Raw genomic sequence first — 17,974 nt, 5'->3', positions numbered from 1 at the left:
CGCCCGGAATGGATGGGAGGGGCCGCTGGCGCAGAAGATCAAACTGTCGACGATCGCCGACGCATTGGGCGTGTCGACTGCAACGGTTTCGCTTGCATTGCGCGACAGCCCGCTGGTGGCCGACGCGACCCGCACCCGCATCAAGGAACATGCGCGCGCCATCGGCTATATCTACAATCGCCGCGCCGCCAGCTTGCGCACCTCACGATCGGGCATTGTCGGGGTCGTCGTCCACGACATCATGAACCCGTTCTTCGCCGAAATCCTGCGCTCCATCGAAACCGAGCTCGACCGGTCGCGCCAGACCTTCCTGCTTTCGAACCATTATGACCAGCTGGAAAAGCAGCGCACCTTCATCGACACGCTTCTTCAGCTGGGTGCCGACGGCGTCATCATGTCGCCGGCCATCGGCACGCCCGCCGAAGACATCCGCATGGCGGAAGACAACGGCCTGCCGACCGTCCTGATCGCGCGTGATGTCGAAGGTGCCGAGGTACCTGTTTTCCGCGGCCACGATTCCTACGGCATAGGCCTTGCGACCAACCATCTGATCGGCCTCGGTCACACCCGCATCGCCATGATCGGTGGAACAGACCAGACATCCACCGGCCGCGACCGCTATCATGGTTATGTTGCCGCCATGGAAAAGGCGGGTCTTGAGGTAAAGCCTGAATGGCGTTTTCCCGGCCCGCGCACGAAACAGGGCGGCTTCGAGATGACCGGCGCATTCCTTTCGCTGAAGGACCGCCCGACCGCCGCCGTCTGCTGGAACGACCTGGTTGCCATCGGCCTGATGAACGGCATCGCCCGTGCGGGCCTGCAGCCGGGTGTCGATATTTCCGTCACAGGTTATGACGATCTCGAAGAAGCGGCTATCGCCACACCTGCCCTGACCACCGTATGGAACGGCCAGCGTGAAGTGGGCCGCCGTGCGGCGCGCGTTCTTCTTGACCGCCTGAACGGGGCAGAAGTCGATCCCGCACAGGAGCTCATCAAGCCGGAGCTGCATGTGCGGCAATCCACGTCAAAGCCGGTGGAGCGCTAGCCCCACCGGCTTCGTTCAAAAACAGCTGTCGTCTTATTGGTGCGCCAGATTTGCCGGCGACATGTTCATGCCGACCGGCATAGCTTCGAGCTCATCCTTAAGGACCTCGAAGATGTCCATGGCTGCACGCAGATGGAAGCGGCGTTCGTCAAAGAACATGCCGTAGCGCGTCTCCAACTGCCCCGGCAAAATCTGACGGCAACCATTCAGATTGTGGGTTGGATTGTCGAGCACATAGGACGGGATCGGTGACAGCGCCACACTGCTGGATACCAGACGAAGCGCGGTCATGATATCGTCCACCACGCTGACAACGTCATAGCGCACTTCGTGCTGGCGCAGCCATTCCCGCGCCACCGCACCCAACGGGGAAGTGCGAGATGGAAGCACCACCGGGATGCCGTGCCCGTCCGTCTTCATGAAGTCGAGCAACTGCTTGTCGCCGACCCAGCGCATGGTAAATTCGGTCGACAGGTCAGGAGCGATCTCCGAGGGATAGAGCGCCCGGAAAAGCGCATCCAGTTCGCCCTGCTCATACATCTCTTCCAGACGCCGTGAATCCGCGATGCGCCAGGTAAGATTGTCCTTCATCTTGCCCATGGCCTTGGTCCGCTCAAGCAGCAGCGGCGCGCAGTATGTGCACACACCGACCTTGAGCTTGGACAGGTTCTTTTCATAGCCAACCGTCTTCAGCCGGCGCTCCAGGTCGAGCATCTGCCGGATGAGTTTGGATATCTCTTCTTTGACAATGATCTTGTTGCCGACCTTCTTTATGAGAGACGTACCGATGGCACGCTCCAGTCGGCCGAGATGCATGCTGATTGCGGGCTGGCTGATGCCCAGCTTCAGCGCTGCCCCGGTCAGGCTCTTGGTTTCAACAACCGCTTCCGCGGCTCTCAATGTCGCAAACGACAGACCTTCTTGTCTTTGCGTGGACATGTTTCGCACCTCTTCCCGAGTATTGTGAAAGCGATTGCCTTCTGTGAAAATTGGGTTGCTGATCCCCAGAAACAGGGACGGGACGCTACTGACCCCGGCATGGAACGAGCCGTGCGTTCAGGCAAAGCTTTCCCTGCGCCTCACCATGCGATGAAGCCGGAATGCCCTGTAAAAATCTGAAAACGCGACCCGCGGCGTTAAGACCTACCAGTGATTGCAGTCACTTCCGCCCCCTTTGCCTTTCGCCTTTCCGTTACCGACGGAAGGATAGATAACGCAAAGGTTGTTTTTACACAACCTGAAATAGAAAACTGGATCGTTATGGAGCAGATAGCATCTGTTGATAATCTCAATAACTATATATTATCCAAGAACTTATAATCATTGAAAGCCGAATTTAGAAGGGCGTGCGACACCATCTGGATGCCAATTAACAAAGAATTGCAACCAATCGGTGTAAAGAGGCGAATACAACCCATGATTTAAATGCTTGGGCGCACCAAGTGATTCGGCTGCATATGCAGGGATCGCGTCCCTGGCTTAGCAACCAACACGGATGCCCCTTCCCCCTTCACCGAGACAAGGCAGGTCTTGCAGCAGGCACAATCTACCGCCCGAGCCGACCCCCGCCAGCTCCCACACTGCCAACATCCATCCGGCAACGCATTGTCACAGCCCCTCGGGTGCGACAATGTTTACACTATACTTGTATACGTCAAGATGACACCTTTTCTAAACGCGATCCTGCCGACGAAATCATGAGGGATCGCATGTATTTTTAAGTATAAAAATTTTATCGAATTATTATTACGAATTACATTTCAATGACGAAGCTCACCGTGACGCCCATGCGACACGGAAGGAAGGCAAACCCGACAGCTCCGCATTCATACCGATCGTACTCGATACACGCCCCCAAGCGTACCGATGTGCAACATAGTCATCTGGGACACTGTTTCAGTACCAGAACATACTTCCTCCCAGGCGGGGGTCGCGGTCAGCCAAGGCTGTCGCGGCCCCCGTTGGTTTTCGGGAAGCAGTCGGCTTCAGCCTCGGCCATAGACATCGTCAAAGCGGACGATGTCATCCTCACCCAGATAGTCACCGGTCTGGACCTCGATCAGAACCAGCTTCAACACGCCCGGATTTTCCAACCGGTGCTTGGCACCGCAGGGTATGTAGGTGGATTGGTCGGTCGTCAGCATCAATTCACGTTCGCCATTCACGACCTTTGCCGTGCCGGACACCACGACCCAATGCTCGGCCCGGTGGTGATGCATCTGGAGCGACAGGCTGGCGCCCGGCTTCACCTCGATGCGCTTGATCTTGAAACGCGGCCCTTCCTCCAGAACCGTATAGGAGCCCCAGGGGCGATGCGCGGTGCTGTGGATGCGGTGTGTTTCATCACCCGCTTCCTTGAGCCGGTTGTAAAGCAGCTTCACATCTTGCGCACTCTCGCGGCTGGCAACCAGAAGCGCATCCGGCGTGTCGGCGATGATGAGATCTTCCACACCAACAAGACCGACCAGGCGACCACTGCCGCTGACGACATTGTTGCTCGAATTTACAGCACTCACATTGCCGTCGATCAGATTGCCGCTCTCGTCGCGATCGAACTGCTCGCCAAGCGCCGACCAGGAACCGATATCGTTCCAGCCGATGTCGCAGGCCACAACGGCAACATTGGGTGCCTTCTCAAGCACCGCATAGTCGATGGAATCCGAGCGTATCTCCGCAAACTTTTCCGGATCGACCGTTACCTGCGCAAGACCATCACCACTGGTCGTGCGACCAGCAGTCAAAGCCCCACGCGTTCCGTCGAGAATATCGGGGCAGAACTGCTCCATGAGCGAGATCATCACACTCGCCTTGAAGCAGAACATGCCGGCGTTCCAGAGGAAGCGACCGGACTTGAGGTAGCTTTCAGCCGTTTCGGCATCCGGCTTTTCGACGAATTGTCTAACATCCTCGCCATCGGCTTCTATATAGCCGTAACCCGTCTCGGCGCGGTCGGGACGGATGCCGAATGTGACGAGCCTGCCCTCAGAGGCAAGCTGCTGCGCCCGTTCGACGGCCTTGCCGAAGGCGGCAGTGTCAGCCACCACGTGGTCTGCCGGCAGAACGCAGAGAATGACGTCATCGCCAAATGCCTGCACCGCATCCAGACTGGCAAGCGCGATCGCCGCAGCGGTGTTGCGCCCTTCCGATTCCAGAAGATAGCGCGCCTGGCGCGGCTGGCAGTCCATCTGCCGGTACTCGTCTTCCATCGCGAAGAAGAGATCGCGGTTGGTCACCGTGATCAGATCCTGCGCGCCCGGCAGCCCCATAGCGCGCTTCAGCGCGTGCTGGACCAGCGAGAGCCCGTCACCCAGCTTGATGAGCGGCTTGGGATGGTTTTCCCGCGAAAGCGGCCACAGCCTGGAGCCTGCGCCACCACAAATGATCACCGGTACGAAATTCGTCATTGTCTCTGCCTGTTGGTGCTGCCCCGCCCAAAGCGCGCGACCTTCTGCAACCGGAACTACACCATCCGGTTTGCGATAGAATTAACGCGCGCGTCTCAACTCTTCTGATCGAGTTTCCTGATTTTCAGGTTCTGCACCAAAGTGCGGGCTGAGGAGAAGAATTCGCGATAAAGAATCGAGCCGAAAATGAGCGCCGTGGTGGCAATGGCTGCAAGCGGCGAAATGAACCATGCAACCATGCCAAGGGCGAAATAGTAGGCGCGGATGCCTTGGTTGAAATTGCGTGCGCCCAGCGTGTTGAGCGCGGTAATGACAAAAATCTCTTCCGGATCGCTCGCCTGCGAGTGATCGGCGGCCCCAAGCATGATGCAGAAATGGTTGAACTGGCGCAGCGAGAGCGTGAAGGCCAGAAAGGCCAGAACGAACATGATCAGAACAAGGATCAGGTGCCTCTCGACATCCGCCTTCCCTATCCCGCTTTCCGGCTGGATGATGTTGACCGCCTCCACAACCGAGGAAACCTGCCCGAGCACCGCAAACAGCGCCAGAATGATGAGTACCGTGGTGGAAGCGAAGAAGGACACCGAACTCATCAGATTGCCCGACAGGATCGCGTCCAGCGGAGTCTCGCGATGGATCGCATTCTCCACCCACCGCCGCCGGTGGCGGCTCATGATCATGGACAGCGAAGGCCGCACCGTCTCCAGAAGGCTGGCAAGCATGACGTAAAGAAGCCAGCACAAAAGGGGAAAGACGGATGCGAACAGAACCATGATCGAGGCTTCCCCTGCTTTTGGCGGTTTTCTTCTTCTACTCTGCCTTCAGCGCTTCTTTCAACGCGTGCCAGGAGGCTTTTGGCGTGCGCGACAATGTGTCGAAATCGACATGAACAAGTCCGAAGCGCTTCTCGTAACCCAGAGCCCATTCGTAATTGTCGAGCAGCGACCAGATGAAGTAGCCCTTGATCGGCAGCCCATCTTCAACAGCTTTGTGCACCTTCGCCAGATGGGCATTCAGGAACTGGATCCGGTCCGGATCGTGCACGGCACCGTCCTTTGCCATATCGGGCGAAGCCATGCCGTTTTCGGTTATGTAGATTGGCAGACCCTGCGCGTAGTCCTCGTGTACGCGGCGCATGAAGAAGTCGAGGCCTTCGGGATAGATTTCCCAGTCCATCAGCGTCTTGGGCAGCGGGCCTTCCACTTCCTTTAGGGCGGGGAACTGGTTCGTGCCGTCGGGCGCGATCAGCTTGCGCGTATAGTAGTTGATTCCCACCCAGTCGACCGGTTCGGCGATGATGTCGAAATCCTGCTCGTAGTTTTCCGGCATATTCGGACCGAGCCCGGCCAGAACCTCCTGCGGATAGGACTTCTTGAAGACGCCATCGAGGAACCAACGGTTATAGATGCCATCATAGAGATGAGCTGCAGCCTTCGCTTCGGCGCTTTCGTCGGCAGGCTCGGCATATTCGAAATTGGTCACGAGACCGAGATTCTTCATACCCAGTGCCCGCATCGCCTGCGTCGCCCGCCCATGCGCCAGGAGCACGTGATGCATGGCCCGTGCGGTGGCGCGGATATCTCGCAGGCCCGGTGCGTGGTGGCCCATGAAGTGGCTGAGCCAGGCAACACACCACGGCTCATTTATCGGCGCAGTGGCGTGCACACGGTCACCGATGCGCCGCATGATCACGTCGGTGTAATCGGCAAACCAGGAGGCAATGTCGCGATTGCGCCATCCGCCAAGATCCGCCAGCGGAGATGGAAGATCCCAGTGGTAGAGTGTGGCAAACGGCTTGATGCCGCGCTCCAGCATCCCGTCTACCAGCCGCTCATAGAAGTCGATACCCTCCTGATTGGCCTGCCCGCGCCCTTCCGGCAGCACCCGCGCCCAGGAGATCGAGAAGCGGTAGCAGTCAAGGCCCGCATCACGCACCAGATCGAGATCCTCTGCCCAGCGATGATAGTGATCGCAGGCAAGCGACCCGTCCTCGCCACGGGCCGTATTTCCCGGCGTGGCGGCAAAATCGTCCCAATGCGAGCGACCGCAGCCGCCGAATTTAGATCCCTCTATCTGATAGCTCGACGCCGCCACGCCGAACTGGAAATCCTCAGGCATGTTGGCGCGTGTGAAGTCGAGCCTGTCCCTGCTGAATGTGCTGGTCATGTCGCTAATCCCGGATGAAAATGTCTGGAGTTCAATGCGTTCTAGGTGGAACCGGACCGGTGGAACGGCCAAGCACGAACTCGGCCTCCCAGAGCTCATGGATTGGCTCGGCATCAGGAGTGTTGATCTGCTCCATCAACATCTCCGCCACACGTTGTCCCGCAGCGCGGATCGAGGAACGCATGACGGTGAAGAAGGGCACGCCGCGCATCGTGTCGCTTGACTGCAGGAATGAGAGCTGATCGTCAAAGACGATGATCGAGACATCTTCGCCCGCCTTCAGACCAAGCTCCCCCATGGCCCTGACAAGTCCGATCGCGGGAAGCATGCTGGAGAGCAGGATTGCCGTGGGTCGATTGGGCGCGCCAAGGACAGTTCGCCCGACTTCGTAGCCGTAGGGCTCAACCATATCCCTGCCGAATATGAGTTCGGCATCCGCCTCAAGGCCGCGTGACTCGAAGGCCTCCTCGAAACCCTGTCTGCGTCGGCTTGCGAAGTTCATGGTCTCAAGACCGTTGATGAGCGCCATGCGGCGATGACCAAGATCAAGAAGAAAATCTGTCGCGCGCCTGAAAGCTTCCTTGTTGTTCACATCCATGAAGGAGAAATTGCTGTCGGCATGACTGCAGCGTCCATGCACCACGAATGGCACATTGAGGGACGACAAAAGCGGAATGCGCGGATCATCGGACAAGGGGCCATGAACCACGAAGCCGTCGACCCGACCGGTCCGTGCCAGATCCCGATAGACCCCCAGTTCGTCTTCTGCCGATACGACCCGGATCAACATCTCATATCCGGAGCGTGCATAGACTTCGCCTGCACCCGCCAGAAAGTCGGAGAAATGCGGGTTGATCATCATGTGCTCTGCCAGGGGCACCACATGGCCGATAGTGCGCGCCTTGCCAGTCGCAAGACTGGCCGCACTCGCGCTCGGTCGATAATTGAGCTTGTCGGCGGCAGCAACGACGCGTTCACGCGTGCGCTCGCTGACCTCGGGGAAACCGTTCAGTGCACGCGACACCGTGGTCTGCGACAGACCAAGGGCTGCAGCCAGCTGCTTCAGATTAACGGTTTCCCTGCTCAATTCTCGGCTCCCTCAAAGCGCTTTGAAAACTATTCACGAAGCGCGCGCGCAAATCAAGCCCGGAGCAGAAAGACCATTTCTCACTGCCATGTCTGCATTATCATTGCATACAGGCGATTGCAGCCTGCAGATGCGATGGCGACTTGACTCTCGGCCAAAGAGAAACCATGCTCGGTTTTCCAAAGCGCTTTGAAGTTTTGGTGTAACCTGGCCGCCGCGTTTGTCGGTGGCTACAAGTTTCGTCTGGCTGCAGAAGCGGCCGCTCGCGGAGGAGACCCATGAGCATGTCGAAAGTTCGAGGATCACTGGCAACCGCGCTGGCACTGGCGCTTTTCAGCAGTGCAGCTTACGCCCAGGAACTGAAATTCCCGGTTGGAGAGGGAGAGCAGTTCAATTGGGAAAGCTTTGAGGAATTCAAGTCGGCACACGACCTCTCCGGTCAGAAATTGAGCATTTTCGGCCCATGGCTGTCCGCCGACGAGGAACTGTTCGAATCCGTCGTCGCCTATTTCGAGGAAGCAACTGGTGTCGATGTCGATTACACCGGCTCCGACTCCTTCGAGCAGCAGATCGTGATTGACACGCAGGCCGGCAGCGCACCGAATATCGCGGTATTCCCTCAGCCCGGTCTTGCAGCCAACCTTGCCGAACAGGGTCACCTCGTTCCGCTTGGCGAGGAAACCGCAAGCTGGCTTGCGGAGAACTATGCCGCGGGCGAATCCTGGGTAAAGCTCGGCACCTATGCCGGTGAAGACGGCAACGAAGCCTTCTACGCATTCCCCTTCAAGGCGGACGTGAAGTCCCTCGTCTGGTATGTGCCGGAGAACTTCGAAGATGCAGGCTACGAGGTTCCCACCACGCTTGAAGAGTTGAAGGAACTGACCCAGCAGATCGCCGAAGATGGCGAGACGCCCTGGTGCATCGGCCTCGGCTCGGGCGGTGCGACCGGCTGGCCCGCCACCGACTGGGTCGAAGACCTGATGCTGCGCATGGAATCGCCCGAAGTTTACGATCAGTGGGTTTCGAACGAGATTCCGTTCAACGACGAACGGATCGTCAAGGTGATCGACGAGTTCGGCTGGTTCGCCAAGAATGACGACTATGCCGATGGCGGCACCGAGGGCGTGGTCTCGACCGACTTCCGCGACAGCCCGAAGGGCCTCTTCGCCGCTCCGCCGAAGTGCTACCTGCACCATCAGGCAAGCTTCATCCCGGGCTTCTTCCCCGAAGGGACGGAACTGGGCGTGGATGCCGACTTCTTCTACATGCCCGAATCCTCCGAGAAGGATCTCGGCAAGCCGGTTCTGGGTGCAGGCACCGTATTCGCCATTACCGAGGAATCTGAAGCCGCTCGCGCCTTCATCGAGTTCCTGAAGACCCCGATCGCGCATGAACTCTGGATGGCGCAGTCGAGCTTCCTCACCGCCCACACCGGCGTGAACACCGATGCCTATGCCAATGACGCCATGAAGAAGCAGGGCGAGATTCTGCTCGAAGCGACCACCTTCCGCTTCGACGCCTCCGACCTGATGCCCGGCAAGATCGGCGCCGGCGCCTTCTGGACCGGCATGATCGACTATGTCGGCGGCAAGTCTGCCGAAGATGTCGCCTCTGACATCCAGAAGGAATGGGACTCCATCAAGTAAAGTCCTCCCCGCAAGGCAGGGGCGCATAATCGCCCCTGCCTTTTGCGCTGAAGATTTTTCTTTTCCCAGTCACTGAAAATGGCACACTGTCTCTTGCTCATGAAATGAGCATGTAAGGACGGAGGGAGTATCGTGGTATCCACCGATGCGAGCTCGGCGCCGGCGGGAAACGCGGCTCAGATTGGCGCGTTCCTGAAAACCGGCCTTCTTGCAGTCGTGATCATGCTGGCAGGCATCATCACCAGCGCGGCCGTGGCCGCAGGCGCATTTTTCGCCATCAGCGCAATCCTGCCTGACTCCAACCTCCTGAACGCCGTTCTCGTGATGGTGCTCGGTGTGGCAGCCTGTTTCGGCTATTTCTGGGGATCTAATGCGATCCTCGACATGATCTATCCCGCACGCGGCCAGAATATCGCCACCAATCTGACACGCGCCAATGCCATCCGCCCATGGCTCTTCCTCGGGCCAGCGGTGGTCATCCTTGGTATCTATCTCGTCTACCCGGTGATCAACTCTCTGATCCTCAGCTTTCACGGACCGCGCGGCGAGAACTGGGTAGGCACCGCGAATTACAGCTGGCTGATGGGGGATCAGGCTTTCCGCGAGAGCGTGCGCAACAACTTCCTGTGGTTGCTCGTCGTGCCAGCGGCCTCGACCTTCTTCGGGCTGATCGCGGCAACGCTGACCGACCGCATCTCCTGGGGCAATGTGGCCAAGAGCCTGATATTCATGCCCATGGCGATCTCGTTCATCGGCGCCAGCGTCATCTGGAAATTCATCTATGACTACCGGGCAGAAGGCTCGGAGCAGATCGGGCTCCTGAACGCCATCGTCACCGGCCTCGGCTTCGAGCCACAGGCCTGGATAACGGTGCCTTTCTGGAACAACTTCTTCCTGATGATCGTGCTGATCTGGATCCAGACCGGCTTTGCCATGGTCATCCTGTCTGCCGCACTGCGCGGCATACCCGAAGAGACAATCGAAGCTGCGATCATCGACGGGGCTTCGCCGTTCCAGATCTTCTACAAGATCAAGGTCCCGCAAATCTGGGGCACCATCGCCGTGGTCTGGACCACGATCACGATCCTCGTTCTGAAGGTCTTCGACATCGTGCTTGCCATGACCAACGGCCAATGGGGCACGCAGGTGCTTGCCAACTACATGTTTGACTGGATGTTCCGCGGGCTAGACTTCGGCCGCGCCTCGGTCATCGCGCTGGTCATCATGGCGATGGTCATACCCATCATGATCTGGAACATTCGCGAAGCACGGAAGGACATGCGATGAGCGGCGTGGTCGGAAAACGCCCGGCGCTGAGCTGGGCTGTCAATCTCAGCGTCCTTTTCCTCGTGGCGCTCTGGACCCTGCCGACCTTCGGCATTCTCGTCTCCTCCTTCCGCGACAAGGACCAGCTTGCCGTCAGCGGCTGGTGGACCTCGCTTACCGGTTCTGAACGCAACATCGTCGCGCGCACCGACGCGCCTGAAGATGCTGTCGAGGAAAACGGCCAATGGGTCCTTTCCGGCAATGTCTTTGAAAGCGGCAGCGGAACGGCTGCTGCATTCGGCTTCTCCTCGCGCGAGCCGAACGCATTCGAGGCCGGCGCGCAAGCTGAGCTTCGCGATGGCGGTGTGTTGAGCGTGCAGGAAAATGGCGACTACCGCCTTGTCTACTACGAGCAGCCGGAAGGTCGTCGGGGCCAGCGCATATTCGTCGCCAGTGTAGAGCCACCGAAGTTCACGCTTGAGAACTACGAACGCGTTCTCTTCTCCGAAGGTATCGGCAAGAGCTTCCTGAACACGATGACGGTGACAATACCCGCGACCGTCATTCCGATTCTGATCGCAGCCTATGCAGCTTATGCCCTGTCTTGGATGCAGTTCCCCGGACGGGCTCTGCTGCTGGCGACGGTTGTCGGCCTGCTGGTTGTGCCCCTGCAGGTTTCGCTCATACCGCTCTTGCGGCTTTACAACGAAATCGGCGTCGGCAAATCCTTCATCGGCATTTGGCTTGCCCATACCGCCTTCGGCCTGCCTCTGGCCGTTTATCTGCTCCGCAATTACATCTCCGGACTGCCCCGCGAGATTATCGAAAGCGCCCGGGTCGACGGCGCTTCCGATTTCGAAATCTTCGGCAAGATCATCCTGCCGCTCTCCTTCCCGGCTCTCGCCTCCTTCGCGATCTTCCAGTTCCTGTGGGTCTGGAACGACCTTCTCGTGGCCACGGTTTTTCTCGGCAATAACGAGGAACAGCTCGTGCTGACCGGGCGCCTGCGCGAACTTCTGGGTTCTCGGGGCGGAAACTGGGAAATCCTCACGGCATCGGCCTTCGTGGCCATCGTGGTGCCGATCATCGTCTTCTTCGCACTCCAACGCTATCTGGTGCGCGGCCTTCTCGCCGGCTCCGTCAAAGGCGGCTGACACTACATGAACATGATCCAGAAAATTCCCGACAGCGCCAAGGCTCATCAGCTTGACCCTGACCATGACTGGTGGCGCGGTGCCGTCATCTATCAGATCTATCCGCGCTCCTTCCAGGATTCCAACGGCGACGGCATTGGCGATCTGCCAGGAATCACGCGCCGCCTGCCCTATATCGCCTCGCTGGGCGTGGATGCGGTCTGGATCTCACCCTTCTTCAAGTCGCCGCAAAAGGATTTCGGCTACGACATTTCCGACTATCGCAACATCGACCCGATGTTCGGAACACTGGCCGAGTTCGATTCGATGATCGCGGAGGCCCATCGGCTTGGCCTGAAGATCATCATCGATCAGGTCTATTCCCACACATCCGACCAGCACCCCTGGTTTGCCGAAAGCCGCTCCAGCCGCGACAATGCCAGGGCCGACTGGTATGTCTGGGCCGACCCGAAGCCCGATGGCACGCCGCCCAACAACTGGCTCTCCGTCTTCGGCGGCTCTTCATGGGCGTGGGACACGACGCGCCAGCAATATTACCTGCACAACTTCCTCACCAGCCAGCCAGACCTGAACTTCCATAACGAGGAGGTGCAACAAGCGGTTCTGGACACGGCCCGCTTCTGGCTGGACCGCGGCGTGGACGGCTTCCGTCTCGACACGCTCAACTTCTTCTTCCACAGCCAGGGGCTTGAGGATAACCCGGCACTTGCGCCTCATGAGCGCAACGCGGTCAGCGCGCCGACGGTCAATCCCTACAGCTATCAGCGGCATGTCTATGACAAGAACCGTCCCGAGAATGTCGAATTCCTGCGCCGCTTCCGCAAGCTTCTGAACGGATATCCGGGCGCAATGGCCGTCGGCGAAGTGGGCGAGAGCCATCGCGGAATGGAGCTGATCGGCGAATATACGAGCGGCGGCGACAAGGTGCATATGTGCTACTCGTTCGACTTCCTCGCACCCGAACCGCTGACGCCTGGAAGTATCCGCCACACGCTCACCCATTTCGACGGCTGTGCTGCGGACGGCTGGTCGTGCTGGAGCTTCTCGAACCACGATGTTGAACGTCATGCGACGCGCTGGGCAGACAAGGTTGAGGACCGCGACGCCTATCTGCGCATGGTCGCTACCGTCTTGATGACCATTCGCGGATCGGCCTGTATCTATCAGGGCGAGGAGCTAGGCCTGACCGAAGCCGTGCTCTCCTTCGAAGACCTGCAGGACCCCTACGGCATCACCTTCTGGCCGGAGTTCAAGGGTCGTGACGGCTGCCGCACGCCCATGGTCTGGGAGGCAGGTGAGAAGAATGCGGGGTTCAGCACCGGCAAGCCGTGGCTGCCGGTTCCAGCAGAACATCTGCGTCTAGCCGTGTCGGAACTCGACCGCGAAGGCACATTGCTCGATCACTATCGCAAACTGATCGAACTGCGCCGCGAACACGCGGTGCTGCGCAAGGGCAATCTTCGCTTCACGGGAGAGGATGACGCCATTCTTGCCTTTGAGCGCAGATTCAACGACAGCACCATGACTGTTGTCATAAACATGAAGGATGAAACCGCCATCCATGATCGCCCACAAGGCAACTTCTCGCCAGTGCCGGGCTTCTCGGTTGGCACCACGGAAGAAGATGGACGGCTGAAACTTGAGCCCTATGGCTACTGGATCGCGGTTTCACAGGATGGGGGAGCTTAAATGACGGGCGTCGTTCTGAAAGACATAAAAAAGAGCTACGGTTCGACCGAAGTCATCCACGGCATCGATCTCGAGATCACGCCGGGCGAATTCGTGGTCTTTGTCGGTCCCTCGGGCTGCGGGAAATCCACGCTTCTGCGCATGATTGCGGGCCTTGAGGCAATCTCGTCCGGCGACATGTATATCGACGACCAGCGCGTCAACGATATCCCGCCCTCCCAGCGCGGCATCGCCATGGTCTTCCAGTCCTATGCGCTCTACCCGCACATGACCGTCTACGACAACATGGCCTTTGGCATGAAGATTGCCAAGGCGCCCAAGGCAGAGATCGAAAAGCGCGTGACGGCAGCTGCCGAGATCCTGCAGCTCACGCCCTATCTGGGACGTCTGCCAAAGGCGCTTTCAGGCGGCCAGCGCCAGCGTGTCGCCATCGGCCGTGCCATCTGCCGCGATCCGAAGGTGTTCCTGTTTGACGAACCGCTTTCCAATCTCGATGCTGCGCTGCGCGTTGCCACCCGCATCGAGATCGCCAAGCTCAAGGAATCGCTGCCGGACTCGACCATGATCTATGTCACCCACGATCAGGTCGAAGCCATGACGCTGGCGGATCGCATAGTGGTTCTCTCCGCTGGATATATCGAGCAGGTCGGCGCGCCGATCGAGCTTTACGAGCGACCGGCGAACCTGTTCGTGGCCCAGTTCATCGGTTCTCCAGCCATGAACATCCTGCCGGCAAAAATTGAGAAGTCTGGACCGGTAACGCTCGTGCGCATCGGAAACCGGACGGTCAGCGTCCCGATCCCCTCCAAACCTGACATGGAAGGCGCCCCCGTCAGCTTTGGCATCCGCCCTGAAGATCTAAGCATTGCCAGCGGTGACAACGGCCTAATTGATGGCGAAGTGAATATCGTGGAGTCGCTCGGTGAGGTGACCAATGTCTATATCGATGTCGAAGGCAGCGAGGAGCCGATGGTCCTGAAGCTGCAGGGCGTGCAGAAGATCGACCGCCATGCACCGATCACCGTGACCGCCGATCCTGCAAAGATGCATCTCTTCAACGAAAAGGGCCGGTCGCTGCTTTATCTCTAGGCATTGCGCCTGCGCGTTACTACATGGCTGCCATGAGGTGACGCGCTGGCCAAGTCGTGCTATGTGCCGCCCAACCGTTTTATAACCGGTGGCGAAGACCTGTTCCGCCACCCGCTGACCCATAGCGTGACACATGGCCCTGACACTCGACATCACCACGCCTCAAGCGCGTGACCGGCTGCGCCCGACTGCAGCCCCTGAGAAGAAATCGCTGATCGGTCTTTCCCGCGAGGAAATGGCCGAGGCGCTGGCCGAAATCGGTGTGCCCGAGCGCCAGACGCGCATGCGCGTGCGCCAGCTTTGGCACTGGCTTTATGTGCGCGGTGTCTCCGATTTCTCGCAGATGTTCAACATCTCCAAGGAACTGCGCACGAAGCTCGACGAGCACTTTACGGTCGCACGCCCGGAGATCGTGGAAGAGCAGATTTCGCAGGATGGCACCCGCAAGTGGCTTTTGCGTTTTCCCGCCCGGGGCGCGGGGCGTCCGGTGGATGTCGAAACGGTCTACATCCCCGAAGAAGGGCGCGGCACGCTTTGCATCTCCTCGCAGGTCGGCTGCACGCTCACCTGCACCTTCTGCCACACCGGCACCCAGAAGCTGGTGCGCAATCTCACGCCTGGCGAAATCCTCGACCAGCTCCTGATCGCGCGCGACCGGCTGGGCGACTTCCCCGACGCCGATACGCCCGATGGCGCAATCGTGCCCGCCGAAGGCCGCAAGGTGACGAATATCGTCATGATGGGCATGGGCGAACCGCTCTACAATTTCGAGAACGTGAAGCAGGCGCTGCTGATCGCTTCCGATGGTGAAGGCCTGTCACTCTCCAAGCGCCGCATCACGCTTTCCACCTCCGGCGTGGTGCCGGAAATCTATCGCACCGGCGAAGAAATCGGCGTCATGCTGGCGATCTCCCTGCATGCCGTGCGCGATGATCTGCGCAATCTGCTGGTGCCGATCAACAAGAAGTATCCGCTGGAAAAGCTGATGCAGGCCTGCCGCGACTATCCCGGCCTCTCCAATGCCCGCCGCATCACCTTCGAATATGTGATGCTCAAGGGCGTCAATGACAGCATGGAAGATGCGCGCGCTCTTGTGCGGATGCTCAAGGGCATTCCGGCGAAGATTAACCTGATCCCCTTCAACCCGTGGCCCGGCACGGATTATGAGTGCTCGGACTGGGAGCAGATCGAGAAATTCGCGGACTATGTGAACCGCGCCGGCTACGCCTCCCCGATCCGCACCCCGCGCGGCCGCGATATTCTCGCCGCCTGCGGCCAGCTTAAATCCGCCTCGGAGCGGATGAAGAAGGCCGAGCGCATGAAGCTGGAAGAAGCGGCCGTCGCCGGCGAAGGATAATGCCGGGGCGGCTTGTCCGCCGCTTTGCCCGATCCTTATCGCGCCTGTGCGGTCAGTATCTTCAGCGCAAAAGCCGAGAAGACACCGGCGAACAGCCAGTCGATGATGCGCGCGATCCGCGGGCTTTTGCGTAACAGCCTGGAAAAGCCATCGGCTGCCAGCACCATGGGTGCTGTCACCGGCAGCGCCAGCGGTATGAACATCAGGCCAAGGAAGAAGAGCTTGCCCGGAGCATGCGGATCACTGGCCGAGACGAACTGCGGCAGGAAGGTCATGAAAAACAGGATGATCTTCGGGTTGAGCAGGTTGATGCCAAGCCCAGTCGCCCAGTTCTTGAAGAGTGAGCGTTCCGCTTTCCCTTCGGCTTCGGGCTTGAAGGCGGAGCCGTGGCGGATGGCCTGAAAGGCCAGCCAAAGCAGATAACCCGCACCAAAGATCTTCAGCGCGAAGAATGCCTCTGGCGACGCGACAATCAGGGCGGAAAGCCCCAGCGCCACCAGTGCCGTGTGGATGACAATCCCGGACATTGCGCCAAACATGCAGGCAAATCCGGCAGCGCGTCCCTGCGAAAGCGCACGCCCGACAAACAGCGTCATGTCGGGTCCTGGCGTAATCGACAAGATGAAGGTGGCGATGGCGAACTGGATGATGGTCGCGCTATCGGGAATAAAGTTCATGGAGTTTGTCCCACGGGTGTTGATGCCAAGCTTGTAACGCATCATCTCAGCCGCGGGAATACCACCCGAAAAGCGCCTATCCCTAATACTTTAGTATTAGAAAACACTCTTCCACTTCCTCTCCTGCAATCTTTTCTTGCATGATTGTTTCAGCGGAAAATGTCCGCATGCTCGAAAAGCAACAAGAATGACGAGCGGCAACGGGAGGAGAAGTGCATGACAGAGAAATCCTATTCACGCCGTAAGTTCCTCGGCACGGCCACCACGGCGGCTGGTGCAGCGGCAGCTGGATCATTGGCGGCACCCGCCGTATTGGCTCAGGCCCCCATCACCTTGAAGATGCAGTCGGCTTGGCCGGCGTCCGATGTCTTCCAGGACATGGCCAAGCAATATGTCGAACGCGTTGACGCCATGTCCGGCGGACGCCTGAAGATCGATCTTCTGCCTGCAGGCGCGGTCGTGGGTGCCTTCCAGGTGCAGGATGCCTGCCATGACGGCATTCTCGATGCCGCTCATGATGTTCCGGTCTATTGGTACGGCAAGCACAAGGCCGCATCGCTGTTCGGCACCGGCCCTGTCTTCGGTGCTGACGCTACGCAGATGATTGCCTGGATGTATCATGGCGGCGGCTATGACCTTTATCGCGAACTTACCCAGGACATTCTGGGTCTCAACGTTGTCGGCTTCTTCGCCTTCGGCATGCCGGCCCAGCCCTTTGGCTGGTTCAAGGAACCGATTGAAAGTGCCGATCAGCTTCAGGGCCTGAAATACCGCACGGTTGGTCTGGCGGCCGATCTTTTCCAGTCCATGGGCGCAAGTGTCGCCCAGCTTCCCGGCGGCGAGATCGTGCCCGCGATGGAGCGCGGCGTCATCGATGCCTTCGAGTTCAACAACCCGACCTCGGACAAACGCTTCGGCGCACAGGATGTGGCGAAGAACTACATGTTGTCCTCCTACCACCAGGCGAGCGAGAGCTTCGAGTTCATCTTCAACCGCGACCGTTATGAGAGCCTTGAACCCGACCTCCAGGCCATCCTCAAATATGCCGTTGAAGCCACGCATCTGGCCAATACCGCACTCGCGATGGACCAGTATTCCGCCGATCTGAAGACGCTGCAGGAAGAGTCGGGTGTCAATGTCCAGCGCACGCCGGAGGATGTGCTCAAGGTTCAGCTTGATGCCTGGGACAAGATCCTGCCCGACCTCATGCAGGATGAATTCTTCGCCAAGGTCGTGGACAGCCAGAAGGCTTGGTGCGAGCGCGTGGTCTACTACACGCTCATGAATGCGCCGGACTACAAGCTGGCTTACAACCACTACTTCCCGGGCAAGATCGACTTCTAGAACACGGGAGGGCAGCGCTGCAGTGGGGGGCTGCAGCGCCAGCGGGAACG

General features: G+C 59.0%; 14 protein-coding genes. 8 read left to right on the top strand and 6 right to left on the bottom strand.

The genetic code is table 11. The features are described 5' to 3' along the window. The first annotated feature begins 25 nt into the window (after window positions 1-25). Window positions 26-1,045: a LacI family DNA-binding transcriptional regulator gene (locus EL18_RS00345; RefSeq protein WP_081871041.1), complete on the top strand. Its 1,020-nt coding sequence runs from the start codon at window positions 26-28 to the stop codon at window positions 1,043-1,045. Window positions 1,046-1,078: 33 nt separating this feature from the next. Here EL18_RS00345 and EL18_RS00340 read toward each other — a convergent pair whose 3' ends face one another. The 5 genes from EL18_RS00340 to EL18_RS00320 all read right to left on the bottom strand — a co-directional run bounded on the left by EL18_RS00340 (window position 1,079) and on the right by EL18_RS00320 (window position 7,702). Further along, complete coding sequence (locus EL18_RS00340) at window positions 1,079-1,984, bottom strand: LysR family transcriptional regulator (RefSeq protein WP_051913621.1); 906 nt, start codon at window positions 1,982-1,984, stop codon at window positions 1,079-1,081. A 1,046-nt stretch (window positions 1,985-3,030) separates the two neighbouring features. Beyond that, window positions 3,031-4,449 carry a mannose-1-phosphate guanylyltransferase/mannose-6-phosphate isomerase gene (locus EL18_RS00335; RefSeq protein WP_036478596.1) on the bottom strand — a complete coding sequence of 473 codons (1,419 nt, stop codon included), beginning with the start codon at window positions 4,447-4,449 and terminating at the stop codon, window positions 3,031-3,033. A 95-nt stretch (window positions 4,450-4,544) separates the two neighbouring features. Further along, window positions 4,545-5,222, bottom strand: coding sequence for a DUF599 domain-containing protein (locus tag EL18_RS00330; RefSeq protein WP_036478595.1), 678 nt, complete (start codon window positions 5,220-5,222; stop codon window positions 4,545-4,547). A 37-nt stretch (window positions 5,223-5,259) separates the two neighbouring features. Continuing rightward, entirely contained in the window at window positions 5,260-6,615 is a 1,356-nt protein-coding gene (locus EL18_RS00325; protein ID WP_036478592.1) for a GH1 family beta-glucosidase, read from the bottom strand. Between the two features lie 31 nt (window positions 6,616-6,646). Further along, on the bottom strand, window positions 6,647-7,702 hold the full coding sequence (locus EL18_RS00320) for a LacI family DNA-binding transcriptional regulator (protein ID WP_036478590.1): 1,056 nt from the start codon (window positions 7,700-7,702) through the stop codon (window positions 6,647-6,649). 284 nt (window positions 7,703-7,986) lie between these two features. Here EL18_RS00320 and EL18_RS00315 point away from each other — a divergent pair, with 284 nt between their 5' ends. From EL18_RS00315 to rlmN, 6 genes are all read left to right on the top strand, one after another. Next, window positions 7,987-9,348, top strand: coding sequence for an ABC transporter substrate-binding protein (locus EL18_RS00315; RefSeq protein WP_036483506.1), 1,362 nt, complete (start codon window positions 7,987-7,989; stop codon window positions 9,346-9,348). Window positions 9,349-9,672: 324 nt separating this feature from the next. Beyond that, the gene (locus EL18_RS00310; RefSeq protein ID WP_036483503.1) at window positions 9,673-10,635 is read left to right on the top strand and encodes a carbohydrate ABC transporter permease; all 963 of its coding nucleotides are present in this window, start codon (window positions 9,673-9,675) and stop codon (window positions 10,633-10,635) included. Next, the gene (locus EL18_RS00305) at window positions 10,632-11,768 is read left to right on the top strand and encodes a carbohydrate ABC transporter permease (protein ID WP_036478587.1); all 1,137 of its coding nucleotides are present in this window, start codon (window positions 10,632-10,634) and stop codon (window positions 11,766-11,768) included. Before EL18_RS00310 ends, EL18_RS00305 begins: the two co-directional genes overlap by 4 nt. Window positions 11,769-11,774: 6 nt before the next feature. Continuing rightward, on the top strand, window positions 11,775-13,457 hold the full coding sequence (gene bglA, locus EL18_RS00300) for a beta-galactosidase BglA (protein WP_036478585.1): 1,683 nt from the start codon (window positions 11,775-11,777) through the stop codon (window positions 13,455-13,457). Further along, complete coding sequence (locus EL18_RS00295) at window positions 13,458-14,546, top strand: ABC transporter ATP-binding protein (RefSeq protein ID WP_036478582.1); 1,089 nt, start codon at window positions 13,458-13,460, stop codon at window positions 14,544-14,546. A gap of 133 nt (window positions 14,547-14,679) precedes the next feature. Then, window positions 14,680-15,903, top strand: a complete 1,224-nt coding sequence (gene rlmN, locus EL18_RS00290; protein WP_036478579.1) for a dual-specificity RNA methyltransferase RlmN — start codon at window positions 14,680-14,682, stop codon at window positions 15,901-15,903. Window positions 15,904-15,938: 35 nt separating this feature from the next. Here rlmN and EL18_RS00285 read toward each other — a convergent pair whose 3' ends face one another. Continuing rightward, window positions 15,939-16,580 carry a LysE family translocator gene (locus tag EL18_RS00285; RefSeq protein ID WP_036483501.1) on the bottom strand — a complete coding sequence of 214 codons (642 nt, stop codon included), beginning with the start codon at window positions 16,578-16,580 and terminating at the stop codon, window positions 15,939-15,941. Window positions 16,581-16,796: 216 nt separating this feature from the next. Here EL18_RS00285 and EL18_RS00280 point away from each other — a divergent pair, with 216 nt between their 5' ends. Then, window positions 16,797-17,924 (top strand): TRAP transporter substrate-binding protein, encoded by a 1,128-nt coding sequence (locus EL18_RS00280; RefSeq protein ID WP_036478577.1) that lies wholly within the window; start codon window positions 16,797-16,799, stop codon window positions 17,922-17,924. The last annotated feature ends 50 nt before the right edge of the window (window positions 17,925-17,974 follow it).

The sequence above is a fragment of the Nitratireductor basaltis genome, from assembly GCF_000733725.1.
In the GTDB taxonomy this organism is placed as follows: domain Bacteria; phylum Pseudomonadota; class Alphaproteobacteria; order Rhizobiales; family Rhizobiaceae; genus Chelativorans; species Chelativorans basaltis.
This window is presented reverse-complemented; position numbering and strand designations above follow the sequence as displayed.